The following is a 23640-nucleotide window of genomic DNA, read 5'->3' as shown; positions in this document are numbered from 1 at the left end:
ATTTATAGCTTGCTTCTTGGGATTAGTCCCAAAAAGCAAGTAAAATTTTACTCTTCACTACTGCTATTGAGAGCAAAAAAAGTATCAGTATGAATATTTTCAAATGCTGCTTTTAACGAAGTAAAAAGTTTTGGATTTTCTTTTTCTAAGGTTGCTAAAAGCTGTTTAGTTTCATATCTAGCATGCGGCATCTTTACGTCAAATCTCATTGCAGGACATGCTTCATCACCGATAACTCTTAATTCATTTTTGATAGCATTTTCGCGAAGCTGTCTCTCGCGAACGAAGATAAATGGCCTAATAACCGTGATACCATTTTTTGCAGTATATTTTGGAGCAAGCGTCCTTAGTGCACCATTATAGGTAAAATTCATAAAAAAGCTCTCCGCTGCATCGTCTAAATGATGAGCAATCGCAAGTTTATTAAAACCATGTTTTAAGGCGTAAGTATAAAGATAACCTCTTCTCATACGAGAAAAGAAACTACAAAAACTGGAATTCTTACGGATTTTCTCTTTTGAAATCTCAAAGATTGAGCTATCTATCACTTCATGCTCTATTCCGTGCTCATTGCAATGCTTCGTAAGATAAGCGTAGTCCTCACCCATGCCGTAGCTTAGTGTTACTGCTTTAAACTCAAATTTCTCAGGTGTAACGTTTTGGATATGCTTTAGTACGTGAGCTAGTGCGAGGCTATCTTTACCACCGCTAAGACCAAGCAAGATCTTATCTCCGCCCTCTATCATCTTGTATCTGGCATTTGTCTGACCAACTTGCCTAAGAAGCCTTTTACTAAGCTCTATCATAAGCTTTCTACCATTTCAAGTATAAATTTTGCACTAACATTTGCTGAATCTTGCAAAAATTTATCAAAGTCAAACTCTGCTGCATCACCAGCTCCATCGCTGATAGCTCTTAGTATAAAAAATGGCACACCAAGTGTTTCGCAAACTAGTGCAACGCTAGCACCTTCCATCTCGGTAGCGCTCGCATTAAATATCTTTTTAATCCAAGCTTTCTTTTCATTATCGCAGATAAACTGATCTCCGGTCGCAATAATACCAGCGCTTAAGCTCATATCTTTTTTATCAGCTATCTTTTTTGCCAGTTCATTTAGCCCTTCATCACTTTTGACAAAAATACTTGTACCTGGCACATAGCCATAAGGATGGCCAAAAGCCGTAATATCAAGATCATGTTGCACTAAGCTAGTAGCATAAAGCATATCGCCTATTTTTAAACTCTCATCAAGTGAGCCAGCTACGCCGGTAAAGAGCAATTTTGAGGCCTTAAATTTTTCTATCATTAAAGTTGCTGTTATAGCTGCATTTACTTTGCCTATCTTTGAATAGGCAATGACTAGCTCTTTTCCCTTATGGTTTGCTAAGTAAAATTTATTATTTGCATATTGAATAGTTTTATATTCACCAACCATTTCAAGGATCGGTGTTATCTCCTCTTGCATGGCTCCTAGTATCGCTATCATCTCTCCTCCAAAATTTTCACAACTTCTTCAAGACTTGCCATATCAGTAATACTATAAGTTGGCTTTTCGGTAATTTTTTTATTGATGCCCTTTAATGTCGCAGCACCAAGCTCGATAAAACAATCAACATCATTTTCATAGTTTTTAATGCTTTGTTTATAGCAAACTGGTTTTATTAGCTGCTCTTTTAGCAGAACTAGTGCTTCACTTTTATCGGTATAAATTTTAGCATTTACATTTGAGACAACAGGAGAAAATTTGGTAGCCAAAGTACTCTCAAGCTCGCTTGCCAGTCTAACACTAGCTGACTCAAGTATCGGACAATGGCTTGCTACTGACATATTTAAAAGCATTGCTCTTTTTGCGCCAGCTTCTTTAAATTTTGCTTCATAGCTAGCAAGATCAGCTCTTACACCAGCGACAACGATTTGTCCATCGCAGTTGTAGTTTGCAGCATAAATTTGTAAACCTTCCTCTCTTGCTTTTTTACAAATTTCTTCAACCACTTCATCACTAAGTCCAAGAACTACCATCATGCCAGCATCTTTGCCAACGCAGGCTTCTTGCATAAATTTACCACGCAAATTTACAAGCCTAATCGCATCAATAAAATTAAATGCTCCACTAACTGCAAGAGCAGTAAATTCTCCAAGTGAGTGCCCAAGGCTAAATTCTGGTTTTTCTTTAATAAAATTTGAAAAAGCTAAATAAGTCATTAGCGAGTTTAAGACGATAGCTGGCTGAGTAAATTCTGTTTTATCTAACTTATCGTTTTGTGTAAATAAAAGCTCTTTGTAATCAATGCCAGTGTCATTACAAGCATCATTTAAAAGTAACTTAGCAGTAGAAAAATTTTCGTAAAAGTCTTTTCCCATACCAATACTTTGCGAGCCTTGGCCCGCAAAAACAAAAGCAAATCTTTTCATTTTAGCTTCTTAGTGATGGTGATGTCCGTGTCCACCGCAACCGCAACCGCCATCCTCATGACCGTGTCCATGACCGTGTCCATGACCTCCGCAGCACTCATGTTCATGCTCATGATCGTGACCACCGCAACCGCAAGTATGAGCCCCAGCTACCATGCCTGTTGCTTTTTCATCTTCTGTCGCATCTCTAACTTCTAAAACTTCAACATTAAATAACAAATCTTTACCAGCATATGGGTGATTAAAATCAACTGTTACTTCGTCATCTTTGATCTCTTTAACAATAACACGAACGCTTGAGCCATCCTCATTTTGACCAAAAAGTTCCATTCCTTCATGTAAATCTATACCAGCAAACTGCTCTTTTGGTAACGACTGAATGGCTTCGTTATTATATTCACCACAACCCTCTGCTGCCTTTACGCTTATAGTTGCTCTTTCGCCTGATTTTAATTTGCTTACTTCTTCTTCAAGCTTTTCTATAATATGGCCATGCCCTGTTATAAACGAAATTTGGCCACCTTCTTGCATGTTTGACTCTAAAATTTCACCAGTATTAGCATCTTTTAGTTCGTAAAACATAGTTATAACTTGATCTTTACTCACAATAATCTCCTTAGATTTGGTTTTTTGATTAATGTGGGATTATATCTAAAAAAGATTAAAATTTAGTTTCTATTGGGAGAGGCTTTGGCTTCTTTACTATCTGGATAACCGACTTTTAAAGCCTTATAAAATCTATTTGCACTTTGCGTGTCACCTATCTTATCAAAGCTTATAGCTGTGTGATATAGAAGTTTTGGTGTATAGTCAGCCTTATCTTCGTTCTGTATGCTTTTTTTATAGTATTGTATAGCTGTACTGTATGATTTTTGACTGTAAGCAACTTCACCTAAATAATAATTTGTTACACCAGTTTTATAGCCTTTTTTATTTAAATATTCAAAATATTCAGCTGCTTCTGTGCTATTGCCAGAATTTAGAAGTTTAATGCCATCAGCCAAAATATCTTTATCGCTTTTTCCACTAAAATTTGAAGTTGGCTTACTTTGTTGTTTTGGATTTGCATTTTGCTTTGGTTGAGCAGCATTTTTATCCATTATTGCACCTAATTTATTTAAGGCAGCAGTAATATTTTTGTAGTTTTTGTCTTGTATATCTCTAGTTTCATCAACATAAGCCTTCAATGATGTCAAACTTACACCAGAATCACTTATGCCACCATTTACCTTCGTCTCTATATCATTTATTCTTTGCTCAAGCTTATTCATTCTAGCACTCATGCTCTCAATCAAGCTTTGCAAACCTTGAAGTTGTTCTAAAACATTATTCATATTCTCTTCAATATTTTGAACGCTTCGCTTATTATTTAAGGTAGCTTTTTCATTATCAGTTAGACCATATGGATTCACACTATCCATATTGCCTGCATCAAAAGCTGAAATCTCTTGGCCAGAGGTAATGGAGATAGTGGCTCCAATCAGAGCCACTACAATTATTTTTTTGTTCATTATTATTTAATTATAAATTATGGAAGTACTTTGAAATCTGCACGTCTATTTTGAGCATCGCAAGCTTTTGTTTTGTCTGTACAAACTGGATTGCTTTCTCCAAAACTAACTACAGCGATTCTATCAGCACTAACGCCATTTCTTACAAGAGCATCTTTAGCACTTTTAGCACGTTTTAAACCAAGAGCATAGTTATACTCATCTGTACCCCACTCATCGCAGTTACCTTCTACTTTTATAGAAAGAGCTTGAGCGTCAGCTTGGTTGAATACTGATGCATTTGAGCTAACAACGCCTTGTTGATCAGCTTTGATATTAAATTTATCAAAGTCAAAGTATACACTTTTAACTTGACTCTCGATGTTAGCAATAAGAGCTGCTAATCTATCAGCATCACTCATGCTACCTGAATTGTCTGCAGATTGATTTGAATTTGAATTCATATCAACTTCAGGGTTTTTTGAGCTACAACCGCTCAACAATAAAGTTGCAACTGCAACACTTGCTAGAACTACTTTTTTCATTCCTTATCCTTTTTTAGAAATTTGGTCGAATTATATCACAAAAATTTTAAATTTTATCAGAATCTTACCAATCTATAGACTGAATTTTTCCTACTTTTAAAGGAAACTGAAAACTTCTGTTTTCATTTAGCCTAACAACCCCTAATGAACTTTGACCGCCAAGCTCTTTTATAAAGACGACACTTTGCCCATCGCTTGAGAATCTTGGATAGTTATTTTTGCCATTTGCTGTAAGCTGGCGTATAAAATCCGTTTGAGTTGAAATTAGATATATATTAAAACTACCGCTTGCTTCCCTGCTTGAATAAACAACATAATTTTCAAATGTGCTTACAGAGTTGTTATTCTTACCATGAAATACCATTTGTTCAACGCTTCCGCCAGAAATCGCAGGAGTTGCAAAAACGTTGGGATAACCAAGCCTATCTGATACAAAAACTATCTTACTATCATTATCTACAAAATTTCCATTTACATCTATACCTGGATAATTAGTAATCTGCGTCAAATTTTTGCTATTTGTATTATAGATAAATATATCTGGTTGATCTTTTGGTGCCATAGTTAATAAAATTTTACTTCCATCTTTACTAACATCTGAGGCTATGAGCATGCCAATGCTATCAATTATCTTTGTTTTTGTGCCAGAATTTAGATCATATCTAAATAAAGTTGGTTTATTATTTACATAAGATGTATAGTAAAATTTACTTTGATCAGCTCCAGCCCATTTAGGAAAAATATTTAGTCCGCCACTTACTATGGTCTTTTGATATGTAAGTGTATAATCTGCAACTATGATAGAGCTTTGGCGAGCTGAAGTATATTTTGAAAGAATAATAAATTTTTCCATCCAGCCAACTGGTGGTAAATTGAGCTCATTAGTAAGCTCAACTATACTTTTATGCGCCAAAAACGGATACTTTGCGCCGTCTGGCATAGTATAAACCTTCTCATATCTTGTAGTTGCTGTTTTAGCGTTTATCAGTTTTACTCTCAAAGTAAGAGGTGAGCCCATAGAGCCCTCAAGAGCATATCTAAAGATAAGCTCGACGCCTTTATCGCTCATTGTATTAGTAGTCGCATCCCCTTCATAGGTAGAAGGCACATGATCTTCGATTACTTCAAAATCGGAACTAACCTTTAGATCTCCTAGCATGATTTTAAAGAATTTATCTTTAAAAGCCATATCGCTAACAGCAGTTGTTGCATCTTGCAAAGCTATCTTTGGCAAGGCAATACCTTGATTTACAACAGATATGGTCGCATCAGCAGCATAAAGCCCTAGAGCAACACATAAAAAAAGAAAAATTTTCTTCATCTCTACTCCATAATTTTATAAATTTTAGTTTATTTTATCTTCTAAATTTAAATTAAAAGTAGTGCTTTTGTCTGGATTGAATGGAAATTTCTCCATTGTAAGTTTTTCTAAGCACTCTCTTACTTTTGCGTTAAATTCTTCATTATATGATAGCTCTAAAATTTCATAGCTAAAATTTCCGCTCTGATCTATCATAACTTTAACTTTAGCCAAATTTGCAGAATCAGCCTTATAGCTTTGCCATCTTCTTTGAATTTGTTTTGTTATCGCACCCATTAGTGGATCGTAAGTACCAGTAGATTGTGATTTTGGAGCAGTTGGATTTTGATCTATCTTTAAACTCTTTATTATATCACTAGCTTCTTTTGCGGCTTTTGAACTAGAAGCTTCGCTTTTTTTACGGCTTTGCACTTTATTTTCGGCCTTTTTTATACCATCATCTTTTTTGAGTTTTGTAGGGTCTATGTCACTAAAGAGGTCTTTTATATTTGGCTCTTTTGGTTTTGGCTTTTCAACTGGCTTTGGTGTAGGCTTAGGCTCAGGTTTTGGCTCTGGCTTAATATCTTCTTTGGGTTCTTCACTTGGTTTTAAAATTTCTGGTTTTGGTTCTGGTTTTTTAGGCTCAGGCTTTGGCTCTTCTTTTGGAGGAGTTGGTAAGCTTGGGGTAGGTAATGGTTCATCTGGTACAACAGGCTTATTTGTAGTCTCTTGTTTATCTTCTTCAGATTCCTTTTTAGGTTCAGGCTTTGTCTCTTTAACTACTTCATCTGCTTGTTTTGGAGCTTTAATGGTTTGATCAACTTCTCTATCAACCATAACCACATCCATAATAGCATCTTTATCATCAGTATATTTCTTAGGAGGTTCTACAAAAAATGTAAGCTTTATAAATAAAATAAGTATAATTGTAACGTAAATACAAAACGCTACAAAAAACGAACTAAGCGTTGGAAATTTAACTTTATTTGACATCTTAACCGTTTGTCTCTAAAGCTACTTTATTAAAACCAGCACCTTTCAAAGTCTTTAATACAAACATAACATCATCGTATTTTAAATTTTTGTCAGCTTTTATATAGATAGGCGAGGTTTTATCGTATTTTGTGCTCATTAATGCGATATTATCGGGAAACTCAGCAAGGCTCATAGTACTCTGATCAACTCTAACTTGTCCTTGCGAATTTATAGATACTATAAGGTCTTTTTGCTTAGATGTTGAAGTTTTCGCCTTTGAACCATCCGGAAGAGTAATATCCTCTTGATATGTTATGGTTGGCATAGTAACCATTAAAATGGCTAGTAAAACAAGCATAATATCAACAAGAGGAGTTATATTTAGCTCTGGTGTCTCATCGGTAAATTTAACGGCCATTTATAGTATCTCATCATCTTTTTTAAGTGCTATCATTACATCAGCCTGACGCTCAATAACACTCATTAATTCATAAGCTTTTCTTTTTACGAGTAAGTTAAATGTATATGCTGGGATGGCAACAAAAATTCCGCAACCAGTTGCAACAAGTGCCTCTGAAATAGCTGGAGCGATAATACCAAGTGATGAACCTCCACCATTTCCAAGCTGTGAAAATGTCTCTAGAATAGAAACAACGGTTCCAAAAAGACCGATAAAAGGCGAAGTAGATGCTATTACACTTAGCCACGTTAGCCCACTTGTAGCATTTTTCTCGGCTATACTTATACATACGTTTAGTTTTTCTCTTGAGATCCTTCCATTTGCACATTTTCTCAAAGACGAATCATTTGGAATATTTTTAGCACCCATAAGCAGTGCTTCAAGTGCATTTTGCTCACGTTTTTGCCAAGCTCCAATACCAGCCATTCTTGAAAAAAGAATTGTGAAACTAACTATAAAATATATTGACAGCCAAGTTAAAACAATAATTGTAATAAAACTGCTTCTTTGAATGTAATTTAAAAATAAATCTATACCGCCCACTTATCTAGTTCTCACTACATTTTCCATTTTAGATATAGTTGCTGCAAAAGCATTTGTATCACTACTCATGCTCTCTATCAAATTTCTAGCAGCTTCCAATGAATTTGCAAGCTCGCTTTCACTATCACCAGATACGTAAACCGCACCGTCAGCAAGTATTACTACCTTGCCTTCGTCAATCTTTGCATAGCCCCAGTTAATCGCAACAACATCATGTTTTTTATTTTTATGTTCTATATCTATAATACCTGCTTTTAAAAGAGATATTAATGAGGCATGGTTTGGCAAAACACCAAACTCACCCTCGCTACCTGGAAGCACTACACTGCTCACGTCATCATTAAATATCTGACCTTGAGGAGTTACGATCTCTAAATGTAATTTATCCATTACGCTTCCTTTTTAAATTTAAGCCTTAAGTTTCTCAGCTTTAGCTAAAGCCTCATCTATATTTCCAACCATATAAAATGCTGCTTCTGGTAAGTGATCATATTTACCCTCTAAAATTCCCTTAAAACCAGCTATATTTTCGTCAAGACTTACATATTTGCCAGGGCTACCTGTAAATACTTCAGCAACAAAGAATGGCTGAGATAAAAATCTCTCTATCTTTCTTGCTCTATCAACTGTTAGCTTATCTTCTTCGCTAAGCTCGTCCATACCAAGGATCGCAATGATATCTTGAAGATCTTTATATTTTTGAAGTACAGCTTGAACGCCACGAGCTACCTTATAGTGATCTGCTCCTAAAATTTGAGGATCGAGCATTCTTGAAGTAGAATCAAGCGGATCAACAGCCGGATAGATACCTTTTTCTGCAATCGATCTGTTAAGAACTGTCGTAGCATCAAGGTGAGCAAAAACCGTAGCAGGAGCTGGGTCTGTAAGGTCGTCAGCTGGAACGTAAACAGCCTGAACAGAGGTGATCGAACCTTTTTTAGTTGATGTGATTCTCTCTTGGAATTTACCCATCTCACTTGCAAGAGTTGGCTGATAACCAACAGCTGACGGAATACGTCCAAGTAGAGCTGACATCTCTGCACCTGATTGAGAAAAACGGAAGATATTATCGATAAACATCAAAACATCAAGCCCCATCTCATCACGGAAGTACTCAGCCATTGTAAGACCAGTTAGTGCGATACGGTTTCTTGCTCCTGGTGGCTCATTCATTTGACCATAGCACAAGGCAACTTTATCTAAAACGTTACTTTCCTTCATTTCGTGATAAAGGTCATTTCCTTCACGAGTTCTCTCACCAACACCAGCAAATACAGAATAACCGCTGTGTTTAAACGCAACGTTGTGGATAAGCTCCATAATAATAACCGTTTTACCAACACCAGCGCCACCAAATAGGCCTACTTTACCACCTTTTGCATAAGGAGCTAGAAGGTCAACTACTTTGATACCAGTTTCAAAAATTTCACTCTTTGTGCTTTGCTCTTCAAATGGAGGAGGATCGCGGTGGATAGACCAATGCTTATCAAAATTTACTCCCTCGCCCTCGTCTATCAAGTCGCCAACTACATTAAAAATTCTACCTAGAACTTTTTCGCCAACTGGAACACTAATAGGTGCACCAAGCGCTTTAGCCTCTAAGCCACGAGTCAGACCCTCACTCATATCCATAGCAATAGTTCTAACTCTATTATCGCCTAGGTGAGCAGCAACTTCTAATATTAGTTTATGTTTCTTGCCCTCAACCTCAAATAAAACTTCAATAGCTTCATTGATCTTTGGCAAGTAGTCATTAAAGTCAACATCGACCACAGGGCCCATAACTTGACTAATAACACCCTTCATTCATACTCCTTTTATTTCATTGATTCAACACCACTGATGATCTCGATAAGCTCAGTGGTAATAGACTCTTGTCTTGCTTTATTGTAAGCAAGATTTAACTGTTTGACGCGTTGTTTAGCATTGTTTGTTGCATTATCCATAGCTTGCATTCTAGCGCTGTGCTCAGCCGCTAAAGAGTCAACTAAAGCATAATACATACTATACTCAAAATATTTATTGAGCAATTCATCCATAATCTTAGTATAGTTGTCCTCTGGCTCAAATTCCATCAAAGAATTTGTCTCAACCGCAACTATCTTAGACGGCTCAATAGGCACTATATCATTTACTCTAATCTCTTGAGAAATCATATTTTTATAGCCATTGTGTATTAGCACGACTTTATCAGTTATGCCGTTTGTAAAATCATCAATAGCGTCTTTTATGATCTTTTGAGCTTTTTCATATGTAGGAGAAGAGCTAGCTCCGACATAAGTCTCGAGTAGTTCAACGCCTTGGAAATTGAAAAATTCTATGCCTTTTTTACCAACAGCTCTTAGTCTAACTTTGATCTTTTTGGCTTTTAGCTCATCAATCATGCGCCTAACTGTCTTTATGGTCTGGACATTAAAGCCACCGCAAAGCCCTTTATCAGCGGTAACAAATATAATATCAACCTTTTCTACACTCTTTGTTGTGTTAAAAAATTTACTCTCAGTCATAACTGAAGCATATTGATTGATCTTATAAGCTATCTCTGATAAAACCTCATTGATCTTAAGTGCGTAAACTCTAGAGTATTGAGCAGCCTCTTCGGCTTTGCGAAGCTTTGCTGTTGAGACAAGCTTCATCGCACGCGTCGTCTTTTGAGTGTTCTGGACGCTCTTGATCTTTCGTTTTATATCTTTTAAATTTGACATATCTTAGCCCTAGTTAGCGGCAAAAGTCGCTTTAAAATCTTTCAACGCTTTATGTAAAATTTCTTCTACTTCTTTATCAAGAACTTTTTTAGTTCTGATCTGTTCAAAAATTTCAGGGTATTTTGCCTCTATATATGGATATAGCTCAGCTTCAAATTTTGTTACATTTGCAGTTGCAACGTCATCTAAATATCCCTTAGCACCAGCAAATATGATAACTACTTGATTCTCAACTGGAAGCGGAGAATATGGAGGTTGTTTTAGTACTTCAACCATCTTCTGACCACGCTCTAGTTGTTTTCTGGAGCTCTCATCAAGGTCGCTTGCAAATTGAGCAAACGCTTGTAGTTCGCGGTACTGAGCAAGGTCTAGTCTTAGTGTGCCAGAAACTTGTTTGATAGCTTTGATCTGAGCTGCACCACCAACACGAGAAACAGAAAGACCAACGTTGATCGCTGGGCGGATACCTGAGTTAAATAGATCACTCTCAAGGAAAATTTGACCATCTGTAATAGAAATAACGTTTGTTGGAATATAAGCTGAAACGTCACCCGCTTGAGTCTCGATAATAGGCAGAGCCGTTAAAGATCCAGCACCTAGTGCGTCATTTAGCTTACTTGCTCTTTCTAGAAGTCTTGAGTGAAGATAGAAAACGTCGCCTGGGTAAGCTTCACGGCCTGGTGGTCTTCTTAAGATCAAAGACATCTCGCGGTAAGCAACCGCATGTTTTGACAAGTCATCATAGATGATTAATGCGTGGCGAGAGTTATCTCTAAAATATTCACCCATTGTTACACCAGCATAAGGAGCAAGGTATTGAAGAGCAGCTGCATCACTAGCGCCAGCATTTACAACTATCGTATAGTCCATAGCGCCGTACTCTTCAAGTTTTTTAACGACTTGAGCAACGGTTGATTGTTTTTGACCGATAGCTACATAGATACAAATAACATCTTGACCCTTTTGGTTGATGATAGTATCGATAGCAACTGTTGTTTTTCCAGTTTGGCGGTCGCCGATGATTAGTTCTCTTTGTCCTCTACCGATTGGCACAAGTGCATCGATCGCTTTAATACCCGTTTGAAGTGGCTCATGAACGCTTTTTCTTGCCATGATACCTTTTGCTTTTTCTTCGACGAAGCGAGATTCAGTAGCTTCGATTGGACCTTTTGCGTCGATTGGCTCACCGAGCGAATTTACAACACGGCCGATCAATGCGTCGCCAACTGGCACACGTAGAAGTTTTTTTAGTCTTTTTACAGAGCTTCCTTCTGTGATACCGCTAGTTTTTCCAAGGATAACTATACCAACACTACTCTCTTCAAGGTTAAGAGCCATACCTTTTTCGCCGCTTTCAAATTCAACCATCTCGCCGGCCATAACGTTTTTCAAACCATAAACGTTAGCAACGCCATCAGCGACTGAGATGACTTTACCGGTCTCTTCTACATCAACACTTAAATCAAAATTTTCAATACGCTCTTTGATTATCGTGCTAATTTCGTCAGCTTTAATTTTTGCACTCACGCTTTCACTCCTTTTTAAATTGCTTTTAATATATATTCACTCATTTGACTTTTTAGTCTGTCGATAGAGAAATTTACCTCGACACCTAAATCATCTAACTCAACTTTTACACCGTTGTATTCGCTCTTTGAGCCATTAAGCTTGATCTTAGAGTCAAATTTCTTAGAGAAATTCTCTTCCAAAGCTTTCAGCTGCTCAGCGCTTAGATCAAAATTTCCAACAACTTCGCCGCGATATGTATTTTCAAGCAAAGATTGCTCTATCTTCATCTCGTTTAAGATCACTGGGATAAGCTCCAGTCTTTTATTTGCGCCAAGAAGCTTAATAAAATTTGCAAATTTGACATCTTGATTTTTAACCAAAGATAGTACAAATTCAACCTTTTGTGAAACCTTTAAAGTAGGCAAACTTATAATGCTTTTAAATTTATCGCTAGCAAAAGCAGCAGCTAGCTCTGATAAATTTTCAACAAATGCATTAAGTTCATTGGATTTTACGTCGCTTAAGATCGCTTTTACGTATTTTTTAGCTACTACTTCATTCATTAGCTAACCTTTTTAAGTATGATATTTACAAGCTCTTTTTGATCGACTTTTAGGCTATCGCTTGAGAAAATGTCACTCAAAATTTCATTTACAACGCTTTTTGTCATCTTACGCTCTTCAAATTCTTTTTGCTCTTTGTAGCTCTTTTGAAGATTTGCTATATCATTTTGAGCATCACTTTTAACCTTAGCAGCTAAATTTAAAGCCTCTTTTTTTGCAGTTTCGATTAAGGAATTTGCATTTTGTTTAGCTTCCTCAACACGTTTTAGAGCATCATCTTTTTTGGCTTTAGAATCGCGTAGCTTTTCTTGAATACTTTCAAGCTTACTTGCGATCCTGTCAATTCTGCTTTGATAAAGAGCTTTTAGTGGCTTAGCTGCAAAATATACCAAAATAGCAAAGAAAAGTAAGAAGTTTAGCGTTCTCTCTACTATATCGTAATTTGTTCCACCATGCCCACTAGCATAAGCTAGAAATGGAAGTGCTAGAAAAAATAAAATTTTTATCTTCATAAAATTCCTTTAAATTTTAGAGAGCTTGGCATTTAAAGCCGCTCTAAGTTCAGGTAGTTTAGCTGATAGATCTGCCTTTAGGTTATCTTTTTGAGAGCTTAGAGCATTTAAAAATTCATTGTAATCAGCCTCTAAACTAGTTTTTACAGCATTTACTTCTTTTAAAGACTCTTCTTTTGCCAAATTTAAGGCTTCTTGCCTTATTTTATTGGCCTCAGTCCTTGCGTTTAATATAATCTCTTCAATCTCTTTTTCATGAACACTTAGATCACTTGCATTTTTACTAGTACTCTCTTCATCATTTTTTATAGAGGTATTTCTGTCATCTATAAATTTGAGCATTGGCTTATACAGCAAGGAATTCAAAATAGCGATCAATACCAAGAAAACAATAGCCGTTAAAAGCATCAATGGCACATCTATTTCTAACATCCACTCTCCTTATTTTATCATTAAGTTTTATTTAATATTCAAATTAAAGTCTGATTTTACAATAAATTACTAAAAATAAAAATAAATTTGTAATTCTATTTTAGCCTAGCAATAAATTCTTCCACCTGTGAAATATTATTAAATTCTAAAACTAGATTGCTAGATTTTACTTTTGCTTTTATCTTTAAATTTTTAAAAATTTCTTGTAAATTTGATAGTTTTTTACTCATTTCCTCAGAAATTTTTGGCTTTTTGTCTTTTATCTCTTCCTTATTTTTTATCTTTTTTACTAAAATTTCTGTGTCTCTAACGCTTAACTTTTGACCGATGATCGTATCAACAACCATCTTTTCTTCTTCGGCGCTAAGCCCAACTATAACTTTAGCATGGCCTTGTGTGAGCTTGTCTTCTTGTAAAAGTTTTTGCGTGTAGTCACTAAGAAGCAAAAGCCTCATCGTATTTGTTATTTGTGTTCTACTTTTATGAATGATATTTGCCAAGCCGTCTTGTGTGATCTTATACTCATTTATGAGCTCTTTATACGACTTTGCAAGTTCGATTGGATTTAAATTTTCACGCTGAATATTTTCGATAAGCGCAAGCTCTCTTAAATTTTGAGACTTGATATCAGCGATGATCGCCTTTATCTTGCTTGCTCCGAGCATCTTTGTGGCGCGGTACCTGCGCTCACCGGCTATTAGCATATAACCATCATCTTTTTTGATGACGATTATTGGCTGGATCAGTCCGTGCCTTTTGATGCTGGCACTTAGCTCTTTTAAAGCTTCTTCGTCAAAATGCGTTCTTGGCTGGTATGGGTTTGGTAAAATTTCATCTATATTTATCTCTTCGACTATCTCAGAGTCATTTAAATTTGCAATCTCTTTACTGTAGGCTTGCTCTACATCTTCAAGTATCGCGCTAAGTCCTCGCCCTAATCCACCTTTTTTAGCCATTTTTTTCCTTAATTTTTAGTTTAAAATACAATATGCCAAATTTTGATACGCGATCGAGCCTGGTGATTTTATATCATAAAGTATCACTGGCTTGCCAAAACTTGGGCTTTCAGCAAGTTTCACATTTCTTGGAACGACCACAAATTCCTCTTTGCTGTCCTTACTCTTAAAGAGCTTATTTTCAAAATGCTGCTTTAAATTTGCAATTGTCTCTTTTGAGAGATTATTTTGCGAACTAAACATGGTCGGTAAAAAGCCTTTTATATTTAGCTTTGGATTTATTGTCTTCTTAATAATCTTAACCGTATTTAAAATTTGAGCCAAGCCTTCAAGTGCGTAAAATTCACACTGGATAGGGATGATCACACTATCGCTTGCACTAAGAGCATTTATCGTAATGCTTCCAAGTGCTGGAGGACTATCGATGATGATAAAATCATAATCGTTTACAACTTCTGAAATTTTATTTTTAAGGATTAGTTTATAGTCCTTATTTTGATCGTTAAATTCTTGTTCAATACCGACAAGCCCAATATTTGATGGAGCTAAAAAAAGTGTTGGAATCTCAGTTTTTAATACGATTTGCGAGAGCTTTTTTCTATCTGTTAAGACGTGATAGATGTTAAACTCATAGTCACTTCTACTAAAGCCAAGTCCAGTTGTCGCGTTTGCTTGTGGATCGATGTCTATCAATAATACTTTTTTCTCAGCAACCGCCAGTGATGCGGCTAAATTTACGGCTGTTGTGGTCTTGCCAACGCCGCCTTTTTGATTAGCTATTGTTATTATCTCGCTCATCTTAAAGAATATACCTTTTCCCCATTTAGTAAGATCGCTCCATCATCGCAAATTTCAGCATCCTGAAGCGAAACAGCTCTATTTGCAATATGCGTAATAAAACCTTTTGACTTGCAAAAGTCTATCCTAAATTTGCTAAAAATTGGCTTCCATAAAATCTTTTTATCAAGCATGCTAACAAAGCCCCAAACTAGCTCATCTACACTAGTTTTGATATCTAAAATGCCCGCATTTTCAGGCGCACTCGTTAAATTTATCCCCATGCCACAGATGTAAATTTCATCCACTTTATTTGTCAAAGTGCCGCCTATTTTGTACTCATCTATGTAAAAGTCATTTGGCCATTTTAGCCAACACTTTGAGCCAAGCTCGCTCAAGACTTCACGCATCAGCATAGAAAAATATATCGAGATCGAGGGCGGAGGTATATCGCTTGGCAGCTCATCTTCGCTTATGCAAAATGACATAAATAAATTTCCGCCAAGTCCCTCCCAGCTGTTGCCGCGGCTGCCGATGCCTTTGGTTTGATTATACGCCACTACCATATACGGAGCTTTTATCTCGTCGTTTTTTAGGGCTTCTATCAAAAATTCCTGTGTCGAGGGTAGACTTTGAAAAAACTCTACTTTCAAATCACACCTTAAATTTATAAAAGTGATTTACCGGATTTTGTCCGCCGCCGATGATGACCGCGTTTTTGATAGCGTTAAAGATATAATCATGCGCGTTTTTCACGCTTTCTTTTAGACTATGTCCATTTGCTAAATTTGAAGCGATCGCGCTTGATAGCGAGCAGCCTGAGCCGTGAGTAGCAGTCGTTTTTATGCGCTCATCACTAAAAATTTCATATTCCTTGCCATCATAAAATATATCAAGCGACTTGCCTTCTATCTCGCCACACTTTAGATAAACGCTTTTTGTGCCAAATTTCAAAAGCTCCTTGCAAGCCTCTTTAAGCTCGCTCTCGCCTTTTAGCTCACGCTTTAAAATTTCGCGCGCTTCAAAGATATTTGGCGTGATCACGCTTGCAAGCGGGAAAAGCTCCTCCACGATCGCGTCTTTTGCAGCACCCTCTAGCCAGATGTCGCCATTTTTACAGCTCATAACAGGGTCAAGCACAACTGGCGGTAAATTTTTGATCTCTCTTAGCGTTTTTGCGACACTTTTGATGATCTCAACGCTTGGGACAACGCCTATTTTTATCACATCAACTCTTATATCATCAAATATCGCTTTGATCTGATCCTCGATGAGCTTTGGCTCGACTAACTGCATGCCAAAGATGCCCTTTGTGTTTTGAGCAGTGACCGCTGTGATCGCTCCCATCGCATATACGCCGTGTGCTACAAAGACCTTTATATCAGCTAAAACTCCAGCTCCGCCGCTTGGATCAACCCCTGCTATACTTAGCGCATTTTTCATATTTTCTCCTATTAAATTTGATTATTACTCTATCTTGTCGCCAACACTAAGACGCTTACCATTTATATATGCTTTTGCGTTTGTTGGCTTTTTGCTTGGCTCTTGAAGCTCGTAAATTTTGACCGCTCCACCCTTGCAAGCAACCACAACGTGATCTTTTTCTACGCTTAAAATTTCTCCACTTTTGCCACTTTTTTCGCTTAGCTCAAGCGATAAAATTTTTAGCCCGCTTGCCAGATAAATCCCTGGCCAAGGTGTGAGCGCACGAAATTTATTATAAATTTGTTCTGCTTCTTCATCAAAGCTAAAAAGTCCATCACTCTTGCTTATCTTTTTGCAGTGCGAGGCCTGCGCGTCGTCTTGCTTTTGTGGCTTTAAATTTTCAAAATTTTTAAGCACTTTTACGATTAGCTCGCCGCCAAGCTCGCCAAGCTCGCCAAAAAGCTCGCTTGACATCTTACTCTCGCAAGGAGTGTATATGAAGTCTAGCATATCGCCAGTGTCAAGGCCAGCGTCCATTAGCATAGCTGTGACGCCAGTTTGCTTCTCGCCTGCTAGGATCGCGCTTTGTATAGGGCTAGCACCTCTATATTTTGGCAAGATCGAGGCGTGTAAATTTATACAAGTTGCCACCTCAAGCACGCTCCCAGGCAAAATTTTACCATAAGCTGCCACTACGATAAATTTAGGTTCAAATGCCTTTAGCTCGGCAATAACCGCCTCATCTTTTAGTGTATTTGGAGTAAGGACTGGCACTCCAGCTAGCTCATTTTGCGCGTAAATTTTTACCTCGCTTGGAGTTAAAATTTGCTTTCTACCAACTGGCTTATCAGGCTGGGTAAAGACCGCTTTTATATTAAAACCAGCCTCTTTTAGGTGCCTAAGTATCCTAACGGCATAATCAGGCGTCCCCATAAAAACTACATTCATCACTTTCCTTTAAATTTCAACGACTTTTATTTTGATCTACGTTTTTACTGCCAGTCAGCCAAGAGGCGCATGGATCTTCACGCCAGTCAATCTTTTGAAATATCAAACTTCCTAGCTCATTAATGCTAACTTTGCCACTACGATCAAGATCCAGCCTTTTAAATTCCTCACTGGTGCATAGATCTGGCGCTATTTTTAGCGCTGATGGCACTTTGCAGGACGTCCACTCATCTAAATTTAGCATGCCGTCACGATCTATGTCATTGTAATCCAAAAACATATACGCCGGATCCGCTGGATCACAGCTATATGCACCAAGACAAAATAGCATAATGCAAAAAATTTTCTTCATTTTGTGTTCTTAAATTTCTATGTTCAAAGCGCTAAAAAGTCGCAACTCAAAGCTCATTTTTAAGTAGCTCAAGAAGTGCGAATTTAAGCTCGTCAATGTTTTCGTTTGTCGCTGATGAGATCGGCAAAATGAAATATGGTTTTGAATGATCAAAGCTGAGTAAATCTTGTTTGTAGATAAATTTACCGTTTTGCTCTGGTTTTAGCTTTAAAAATTTCATAAATTCTTTTATATTTTCATCTAAATTTTCCGCCGCATCGACTCTAGTGATAGCGATAGCATAGTCCCTGCTGGCAAGCACACTTGAAAATTTAGCAACCTCCTCTTTTAGCACACTAAACTGCTCGCTCATGCTTCTATAATTCGCACTATCTATCATGAAAAGCAAAATTTTATTTCGCTCGATATGCTTTAGAAACTGCACGCCAAGCCCGCGCCCTTCGCTTGCGCCCTCGATGATGCCCGGGATATCGGCCATGACAAAGCCGCTGTATTCGTCAACCTCCACGAGACCGAGCTTTGGCGTGAGCGTGGTAAATTCGTAGTTTGCGATCTGAGGTTTGGCATTTGATACTGTTGAAATAAGCGTTGATTTACCAACATTTGGAAAGCCCACCAAACCAACATCAGCAATGAGCTTTAACTCGAGCCTTACTTCAATACTCTCTTCAGGCATGCCTTTTTGTGCGTATTCTGGAGCTTGATTAATAGAGCTTTTAAAGTGAAAATTTCCGAGTCCGCCTTTACCGCCCTTTAAAAATAGCGTCTTTTGGCCCTCGCTAACTATATCACAGAGTAGTTCATTTGTCTGTGCGTCATAAACAGCTGTGCCAGGAGGGACTATGAGTTCTAAATTTTCGCCCTTTTTGCCAGTCATTCGCTTGCCCATGCCAGCTTCACCATTGCCAGCCTTCATGGCTCTTTTACCCTTATAATTTGCTAAAGTATGGGTATTGTTGTCACAAACAAAATAAACATCTCCGCCATCTCCGCCATCTCCGCCATCAGGACCACCTAAAATGACGTGTTTTTCACGGCGAAAACTTACAGCTCCGGCTCCACCATGCCCCGAACTTAGAGTCAATCTTGCACTATCTATAAACATTTTTTACCTTAAATTTTTTATTTGGATTATATCCAACTTTACTGAAATTAAATCGTGATATCTTGATTAAAATAAAGCAAATATAAACACCATGAAGCTCGAAATATAGAGTTGTGATTGATTTAAAATTTCTCTCAAACAGCTATTTGAAAAATTCTAAACACTAAATAAAAATTTTGATTTTTGAATAATTTTAAGAAAGAAAGGGGCGATTGCCCCTGGTATTATGCAGCTGGATAAACAGATACTTTTTTTCTGTTTTTATCGAGTCTTTCAAATTTTACAAAGCCGTCGACTAATGCAAAAATTGTGTGGTCTTTGCCAAGACCTACGTTATTTCCAGCGTGAGTTGCTGTTCCTCTTTGGCGGATGATTATATTTCCAGCACGAACGAACTCACCACCAAATTTCTTAACACCTAATCGGCGTCCGATACTATCACGGTTATTTTGGGTTGAACCCTGACCTTTTTTGTGTGCCATATCTTATCTCCTTAAGCTGCGATACTTACGACTTTTACACGTGTAAATTGTCTTCTAAAGCCGCGTTTTAGTTTTGAGTCTTTACGTCTGCGTTTTTTGTAGATAACTACTTTTTTGTCTTTGCCTTCATTAACGACCTCAAGAACAACTTTTGCACCCTTAACAAATGGCGCACCTACCTTTACTTCGCCGTCATTTACAGCTAAAACTTCTGTAATCTCAACGGTTGATTTAGCTTCAGCACTAAAGTGATCTAGCTTAAGGTACTCACCCTCGCTAACACGATATTGCTTGCCGCCATGCTTAAATATAGCGTATTTTGACATACTCTACCTTTCTAAAATTTGGTAAGACCAAAAAGCACTTTTTTGCATAAAGATTTATGGAGCTTTATTGGTTGTAAGGTGTGAATGTTAGCCAAAAGTTTATAAATTCTACTTTAATGCCCCTGATTTTATGATCTCGTCGGCTAAATTTTTAATCATCGCATCGTGATCCAGAAAAAATGTTTTGTCATTTGGCAAATATGGCTGATATATCAGAGTTTTAGCTACTGGCGCACTTAAGATCACATTTATCAGTTCAAGCTCAGGCGGAAAAGTAAAATAAAGTTTTGGCTTGGGAATTTCATTTTGAAAGAGCCTCTCGCACTGATCGTATCCACCGCTGCAGCCTGGGAGTAAATTTAGCTTAGCGTATTGAAAAATGAGATCATTTAGCCCCTCGGCGTCACCCTCAGCTAGGCACTTTTCAAGGTAAATGTCGTAGCATCTAGCTCTTGAAAAAGAGAGTAATCGTATGAGCTCACATAAAAAGTCGTATTCGTTTAAATTTTTCTCTTTTATTTGGTCGTAAATGCTTGCATACTCGTCTAAAAGTAGCTCTTCATCGCTTTTTGGTAGTTTTTTGGTTTTGAAAATATTAGGCAAGCCTTCTAAAAATGACATTTTGTGTTTCCTTATTTTTGCTAATTTTAGCCAAAAACACCTAATTTTCCACGTGCAAAAAGTGGCTTTAGCGGATAGTTTAACCGCATTTTGGCTATAATCGCCCCAAATTTAAGCAAGCTTAGGATAAAGATGGCAGGCGAAGATCAGGAAAAAACCGAAGAAGCGACCCCCAAAAAGATAGAAGATGCCAAAAAAGACGGCAACGTTCCCAAAAGTCAGGACCTGGCTGGGTTCGTGACCCTTGTCATCGCTATTGGCGTATTACTTGCAATGCTAAATTTTATGAAAGAACAGATCATCTCACTTTATATCTATTACTCAAAATTTATCGGTCAGCCACTTACCTTGCCAACTGTAAAAATGATCGTCGTAAATACCTTTGCAAGGTCGCTTCTTATGATACTTCCGGTTTGTATCTGTGTGGCGATCGCTGGTGTCATCGCAAATGTAATGCAGTTTGGATTTATCTTTACCACAAAGCCTATAATGCCAAATTTTGGCAAGATAAACCCGCTAAAAGGGCTAAAAAATTTATTCTCGATGAAAAAAGTGATAGATAGCATTAAGATCGTGCTAAAAGTTAGCATCGTCTTTGGTGTTGGATTTTATTTTTTCTTGCAGTTTATAAAGGAGCTGCCGCACACGCTCTTTTTTTCTATGTTTGATCAGCTTACTTGGCTAAAAGAAAAGCTCATCATTCTTGTTAGTGTCATGCTTTTTATACTTTTTGTGATCGGCCTTATCGACCTTCTCATCGTACGTTTTCAATACTTTAAAGACCTTCGTATGAGCAAGCAAGAGATAAAAGATGAGTATAAGCAAATGGAAGGAGATCCGCAAGTGAAGGGCAGAATTCGTCAAGCACAAATGCGTGCAGCCAAGCGTAGAATGATGCAAAATATCCCACAAGCTGACGTAGTCATCACAAACCCTACTCACTACGCCGTAGCGATAAGATATGATAAAAGTCGTGACGAAGCGCCGATAATACTTGCAAAAGGTGTTGATTTTTTAGCACTGCAAATCAAAAAAATAGCCGTTGAAAATGGTGTGCAAATTTATGAAAATCCACCACTCGCAAGAGAGCTTTATAAAATTTGTGAAGTCGATGATACGATACCAGCACATCTTTTTAGGGCCGTAGCCGAAGTGCTAAGCTTCGTTTATATGAGCAATAAACAAAAATTTAAAGATAAGCTTTGATAAATTCTACTCTTGCCACTAGAAATTACTAGCAGCAAGAGAATTTATCTACTATAGATATCCAAAAGCAGTTGCAAAAATATAGCCAAATATACAAGAGGATATAACACCAATAAGACCCGGAATGATAAAGCTGTGATTGATAACAAATTTACCAATATGTGTCGTACCGCTTCTATCAAACTGAATAGCTGCAAGGTCGCTTGGATATGTTGGTAGGATGTAGTATCCGTAGCAAGCTGGCGCAAAAGCTAGAATGATAGCAGGATTAACATCGATATTTAATGCTAATGGCACAAAAGCAACCAAGGCCGCAGCTTGAGAATTTACAAATTTTGAGATAATCAAAAGCATAACCGCATAAGTCCAAGGGTGCTCTTTTACGATACTTCCTAACGCCTCTTTCATCATCGGAGTATGCACTGCAAACATAGTCTCAGCCATCCAAGAGATACCAAATACTGCAACAAGAGCGATCATGCCTGATCTAAATATCTCGTTTTTACCGATCTTGCTAGCATCTGTTGGTGTAAAGATTAAGATGATAGCACCAGTTAAAAGCATGAAAATTTGGATAACATGAACCATACTTAGGCTCTTTGAAGATGCTTGTTTGTTGCTTATATTGATGTAAGCACCTTGAAATTCTTCTTTTGCACCTTTTTCATTTATGTATGTTACTGCGCCATCAGCTGTGCGAGTAAGAGTTTGATTTGCATCTTTGCCGATGATTTTAACTGATTGGGCTTTTTGATTGGCATTTAGCTTATCGTTTGCTACTTTTAACTCAGCCGCCTCTGTTTGGATACTAGCGTCTTTTATTTTTAAGGTTTTTAAAACTTTTTGCTCAGTTGGGAGGTTGGCTATTACTTGAACGATTGTTGCATCTTTGTAAGTAGTCCAGCTTGGGCGAAGATCTTTAAAATATCCAAGAAGTGCAACTACAAGGATAGAGCCTAAAAATATCCACATCGCAGCCCATTGATAGCCAGGAAGCTTTTTGCCTAAAAGTGTCGCACTATCGCCATAAACATATTTTTTAAACTCAGGATCTTGAAGCTTTGCTTGAAATACTTCGTCTTTATCAAGATCTTTGCCTCTAAACCAGCTAAAAATTCCTACCGCCAAAACACCGCAAAATGTTGATGGAATCGTAATCTTTAAAAGATCTAAATATCCATCAAAGCCAGCTAAGTGAGTTTTAGCATTAATAAGAAAGCTTGTAAGAGTTACAACAGCAACTGAAACTGGGCTAGCTATGATGCCCATTTGTGAAGCTATTGAGCTTGCTGCCATTGGTCGCTCTGGGCGGATACCATTTTTGATAGCAATATCATAAACAATAGGAAGCACGGTATAAACAACGTGTCCAGTACCGCATAAAATAGTAAGTGTACATGTTACAAAAGGAGCCAAGATACTTACATATTTTGGATTTTTTCTAAGTATGGTTTCTGCTATTTGAAGCATAACATCAAGACCACCACTAGCTTGAAGCGTAGCACTTGCCACAACGACAGCAAGGATAGTTAGCATAACATCAATTGCTGGCTTACCAGGCTCGATGTTAAATCCAAAAACAAGAACTATAAGACCGATACCACCTAGCATACCAAGCGCGATACCGCCTTTTTTAGCTCCGTAGAACAAACAGATAAGGACGATGAGAAGCTGAATAGCAAACTGCATGCCTTCACTTAAATTCATGAGAAAATCCATGAAACCTCCTAAGTTAATATAAATTTAATCAAGATTATATCTCTTATGAATTTAGATTAAACTTATATTTTAAGGACAACTTGATATAAACATAATGTTTTGATTAAAAAAGCTTATTTAGAATAAATTTTTATAAGATTATCTCTTACAAATTTTTTATTTGATCTTGAAGATTTTATTTGTCTTAGAATATATAAAATGAAAATAGCATTGTTATATTTTAAATTTATTAATAATAAAAATTTATTTAAATTTTATAAATAACCTAGAAAAATAG

At 37.1% G+C, this 23640-nt stretch carries 29 protein-coding genes; 1 reads left to right on the top strand and 28 read right to left on the bottom strand.

Annotation, left to right across the window (positions count from 1 at the left end; genetic code table 11):
- Window positions 1–47: 47 nt before the first annotated feature.
- The 27 genes from CVS92_RS01775 to CVS92_RS01645 form a co-directional block, all read right to left on the bottom strand.
- Window positions 48–806: a tRNA 2-thiocytidine biosynthesis TtcA family protein gene (locus CVS92_RS01775; RefSeq protein WP_021090654.1), complete on the bottom strand. Its 759-nt coding sequence runs from the start codon at window positions 804–806 to the stop codon at window positions 48–50.
- Entirely contained in the window at window positions 803–1486 is a 684-nt protein-coding gene (locus tag CVS92_RS01770; RefSeq protein WP_107788308.1) for a 5'-methylthioadenosine/adenosylhomocysteine nucleosidase, read from the bottom strand. The genes CVS92_RS01775 and CVS92_RS01770 overlap by 4 nt, the downstream gene beginning before the upstream one ends.
- Complete coding sequence (gene fabD / locus CVS92_RS01765) at window positions 1483–2412, bottom strand: ACP S-malonyltransferase (protein WP_107788307.1); 930 nt, start codon at window positions 2410–2412, stop codon at window positions 1483–1485. The genes CVS92_RS01770 and fabD overlap by 4 nt, the downstream gene beginning before the upstream one ends.
- Window positions 2413–2421: 9 nt before the next feature.
- Entirely contained in the window at window positions 2422–3024 is a 603-nt protein-coding gene (locus CVS92_RS01760; protein WP_223154487.1) for an FKBP-type peptidyl-prolyl cis-trans isomerase, read from the bottom strand.
- A gap of 56 nt (window positions 3025–3080) precedes the next feature.
- Window positions 3081–3923 (bottom strand): tetratricopeptide repeat protein, encoded by an 843-nt coding sequence (locus CVS92_RS01755; RefSeq protein WP_107788306.1) that lies wholly within the window; start codon window positions 3921–3923, stop codon window positions 3081–3083.
- A 17-nt stretch (window positions 3924–3940) separates the two neighbouring features.
- Window positions 3941–4447 (bottom strand): OmpA family protein, encoded by a 507-nt coding sequence (locus CVS92_RS01750; protein ID WP_021090913.1) that lies wholly within the window; start codon window positions 4445–4447, stop codon window positions 3941–3943.
- A gap of 64 nt (window positions 4448–4511) precedes the next feature.
- The gene (tolB, locus tag CVS92_RS01745; protein WP_103580401.1) at window positions 4512–5768 is read right to left on the bottom strand and encodes a Tol-Pal system protein TolB; all 1257 of its coding nucleotides are present in this window, start codon (window positions 5766–5768) and stop codon (window positions 4512–4514) included.
- Window positions 5769–5792: 24 nt separating this feature from the next.
- Window positions 5793–6740 carry a TonB C-terminal domain-containing protein gene (locus CVS92_RS01740; RefSeq protein ID WP_107788305.1) on the bottom strand — a complete coding sequence of 316 codons (948 nt, stop codon included), beginning with the start codon at window positions 6738–6740 and terminating at the stop codon, window positions 5793–5795.
- A gap of 1 nt (window position 6741) precedes the next feature.
- Complete coding sequence (locus tag CVS92_RS01735; RefSeq protein WP_021090535.1) at window positions 6742–7140, bottom strand: biopolymer transporter ExbD; 399 nt, start codon at window positions 7138–7140, stop codon at window positions 6742–6744.
- Window positions 7141–7725: a MotA/TolQ/ExbB proton channel family protein gene (locus CVS92_RS01730; RefSeq protein WP_107788304.1), complete on the bottom strand. Its 585-nt coding sequence runs from the start codon at window positions 7723–7725 to the stop codon at window positions 7141–7143.
- Entirely contained in the window at window positions 7726–8115 is a 390-nt protein-coding gene (atpC, locus tag CVS92_RS01725) for an ATP synthase F1 subunit epsilon (protein WP_021090667.1), read from the bottom strand.
- Window positions 8116–8133: 18 nt separating this feature from the next.
- Window positions 8134–9531 (bottom strand): F0F1 ATP synthase subunit beta, encoded by a 1398-nt coding sequence (gene atpD, locus CVS92_RS01720; protein WP_107788303.1) that lies wholly within the window; start codon window positions 9529–9531, stop codon window positions 8134–8136.
- An 11-nt stretch (window positions 9532–9542) separates the two neighbouring features.
- Window positions 9543–10430 (bottom strand): ATP synthase F1 subunit gamma, encoded by an 888-nt coding sequence (atpG, locus tag CVS92_RS01715; protein ID WP_107788302.1) that lies wholly within the window; start codon window positions 10428–10430, stop codon window positions 9543–9545.
- Window positions 10431–10439: 9 nt separating this feature from the next.
- Window positions 10440–11957: a F0F1 ATP synthase subunit alpha gene (gene atpA / locus CVS92_RS01710; protein ID WP_009294343.1), complete on the bottom strand. Its 1518-nt coding sequence runs from the start codon at window positions 11955–11957 to the stop codon at window positions 10440–10442.
- 14 nt (window positions 11958–11971) lie between these two features.
- Window positions 11972–12502 (bottom strand): F0F1 ATP synthase subunit delta, encoded by a 531-nt coding sequence (locus CVS92_RS01705; protein WP_107788301.1) that lies wholly within the window; start codon window positions 12500–12502, stop codon window positions 11972–11974.
- Window positions 12502–13014 (bottom strand): F0F1 ATP synthase subunit B, encoded by a 513-nt coding sequence (locus CVS92_RS01700; protein WP_107788300.1) that lies wholly within the window; start codon window positions 13012–13014, stop codon window positions 12502–12504. Before CVS92_RS01700 ends, CVS92_RS01705 begins: the two co-directional genes overlap by 1 nt.
- A 9-nt stretch (window positions 13015–13023) precedes the next feature.
- Entirely contained in the window at window positions 13024–13446 is a 423-nt protein-coding gene (locus CVS92_RS01695) for a FoF1 ATP synthase subunit B' (RefSeq protein WP_107788299.1), read from the bottom strand.
- A gap of 95 nt (window positions 13447–13541) precedes the next feature.
- On the bottom strand, window positions 13542–14402 hold the full coding sequence (locus CVS92_RS01690; protein WP_103592959.1) for a ParB/RepB/Spo0J family partition protein: 861 nt from the start codon (window positions 14400–14402) through the stop codon (window positions 13542–13544).
- A 15-nt stretch (window positions 14403–14417) separates the two neighbouring features.
- On the bottom strand, window positions 14418–15200 hold the full coding sequence (locus tag CVS92_RS01685; protein ID WP_021090449.1) for a ParA family protein: 783 nt from the start codon (window positions 15198–15200) through the stop codon (window positions 14418–14420).
- On the bottom strand, window positions 15197–15832 hold the full coding sequence (locus tag CVS92_RS01680; protein ID WP_107788298.1) for a biotin--[acetyl-CoA-carboxylase] ligase: 636 nt from the start codon (window positions 15830–15832) through the stop codon (window positions 15197–15199). The genes CVS92_RS01685 and CVS92_RS01680 overlap by 4 nt, the downstream gene beginning before the upstream one ends.
- A gap of 1 nt (window position 15833) precedes the next feature.
- Window positions 15834–16622, bottom strand: coding sequence for a bifunctional hydroxymethylpyrimidine kinase/phosphomethylpyrimidine kinase (gene thiD / locus CVS92_RS01675; protein WP_107788297.1), 789 nt, complete (start codon window positions 16620–16622; stop codon window positions 15834–15836).
- A 24-nt stretch (window positions 16623–16646) separates the two neighbouring features.
- Window positions 16647–17552: a methionyl-tRNA formyltransferase gene (fmt, locus tag CVS92_RS01670; protein WP_107788296.1), complete on the bottom strand. Its 906-nt coding sequence runs from the start codon at window positions 17550–17552 to the stop codon at window positions 16647–16649.
- A 16-nt stretch (window positions 17553–17568) separates the two neighbouring features.
- Window positions 17569–17904: a GDP-mannose dehydrogenase gene (locus CVS92_RS01665; protein WP_107788295.1), complete on the bottom strand. Its 336-nt coding sequence runs from the start codon at window positions 17902–17904 to the stop codon at window positions 17569–17571.
- Between the two features lie 46 nt (window positions 17905–17950).
- Complete coding sequence (obgE, locus tag CVS92_RS01660) at window positions 17951–19009, bottom strand: GTPase ObgE (protein WP_107788294.1); 1059 nt, start codon at window positions 19007–19009, stop codon at window positions 17951–17953.
- Window positions 19010–19233: 224 nt separating this feature from the next.
- Window positions 19234–19491 carry a 50S ribosomal protein L27 gene (rpmA, locus tag CVS92_RS01655; RefSeq protein WP_002942569.1) on the bottom strand — a complete coding sequence of 86 codons (258 nt, stop codon included), beginning with the start codon at window positions 19489–19491 and terminating at the stop codon, window positions 19234–19236.
- An 11-nt stretch (window positions 19492–19502) separates the two neighbouring features.
- Window positions 19503–19817 carry a 50S ribosomal protein L21 gene (rplU, locus tag CVS92_RS01650; protein ID WP_021090648.1) on the bottom strand — a complete coding sequence of 105 codons (315 nt, stop codon included), beginning with the start codon at window positions 19815–19817 and terminating at the stop codon, window positions 19503–19505.
- A 108-nt stretch (window positions 19818–19925) separates the two neighbouring features.
- Window positions 19926–20438, bottom strand: a complete 513-nt coding sequence (locus CVS92_RS01645; protein WP_107788293.1) for a hypothetical protein — start codon at window positions 20436–20438, stop codon at window positions 19926–19928.
- A 132-nt stretch (window positions 20439–20570) separates the two neighbouring features.
- Between CVS92_RS01645 and flhB the strand changes: the two genes are divergently transcribed.
- On the top strand, window positions 20571–21644 hold the full coding sequence (gene flhB, locus CVS92_RS01640; RefSeq protein ID WP_107788328.1) for a flagellar biosynthesis protein FlhB: 1074 nt from the start codon (window positions 20571–20573) through the stop codon (window positions 21642–21644).
- 51 nt (window positions 21645–21695) lie between these two features.
- Here the strand turns inward: flhB and CVS92_RS01635 are convergent, their stop codons facing one another.
- Window positions 21696–23363: an anaerobic C4-dicarboxylate transporter gene (locus CVS92_RS01635; RefSeq protein WP_107788292.1), complete on the bottom strand. Its 1668-nt coding sequence runs from the start codon at window positions 23361–23363 to the stop codon at window positions 21696–21698.
- Window positions 23364–23640 lie beyond the last annotated feature (277 nt).

This window comes from Campylobacter concisus, assembly GCF_003048555.1.
Classification (GTDB): domain Bacteria; phylum Campylobacterota; class Campylobacteria; order Campylobacterales; family Campylobacteraceae; genus Campylobacter_A; species Campylobacter_A concisus_AO.
This window is presented reverse-complemented; position numbering and strand designations above follow the sequence as displayed.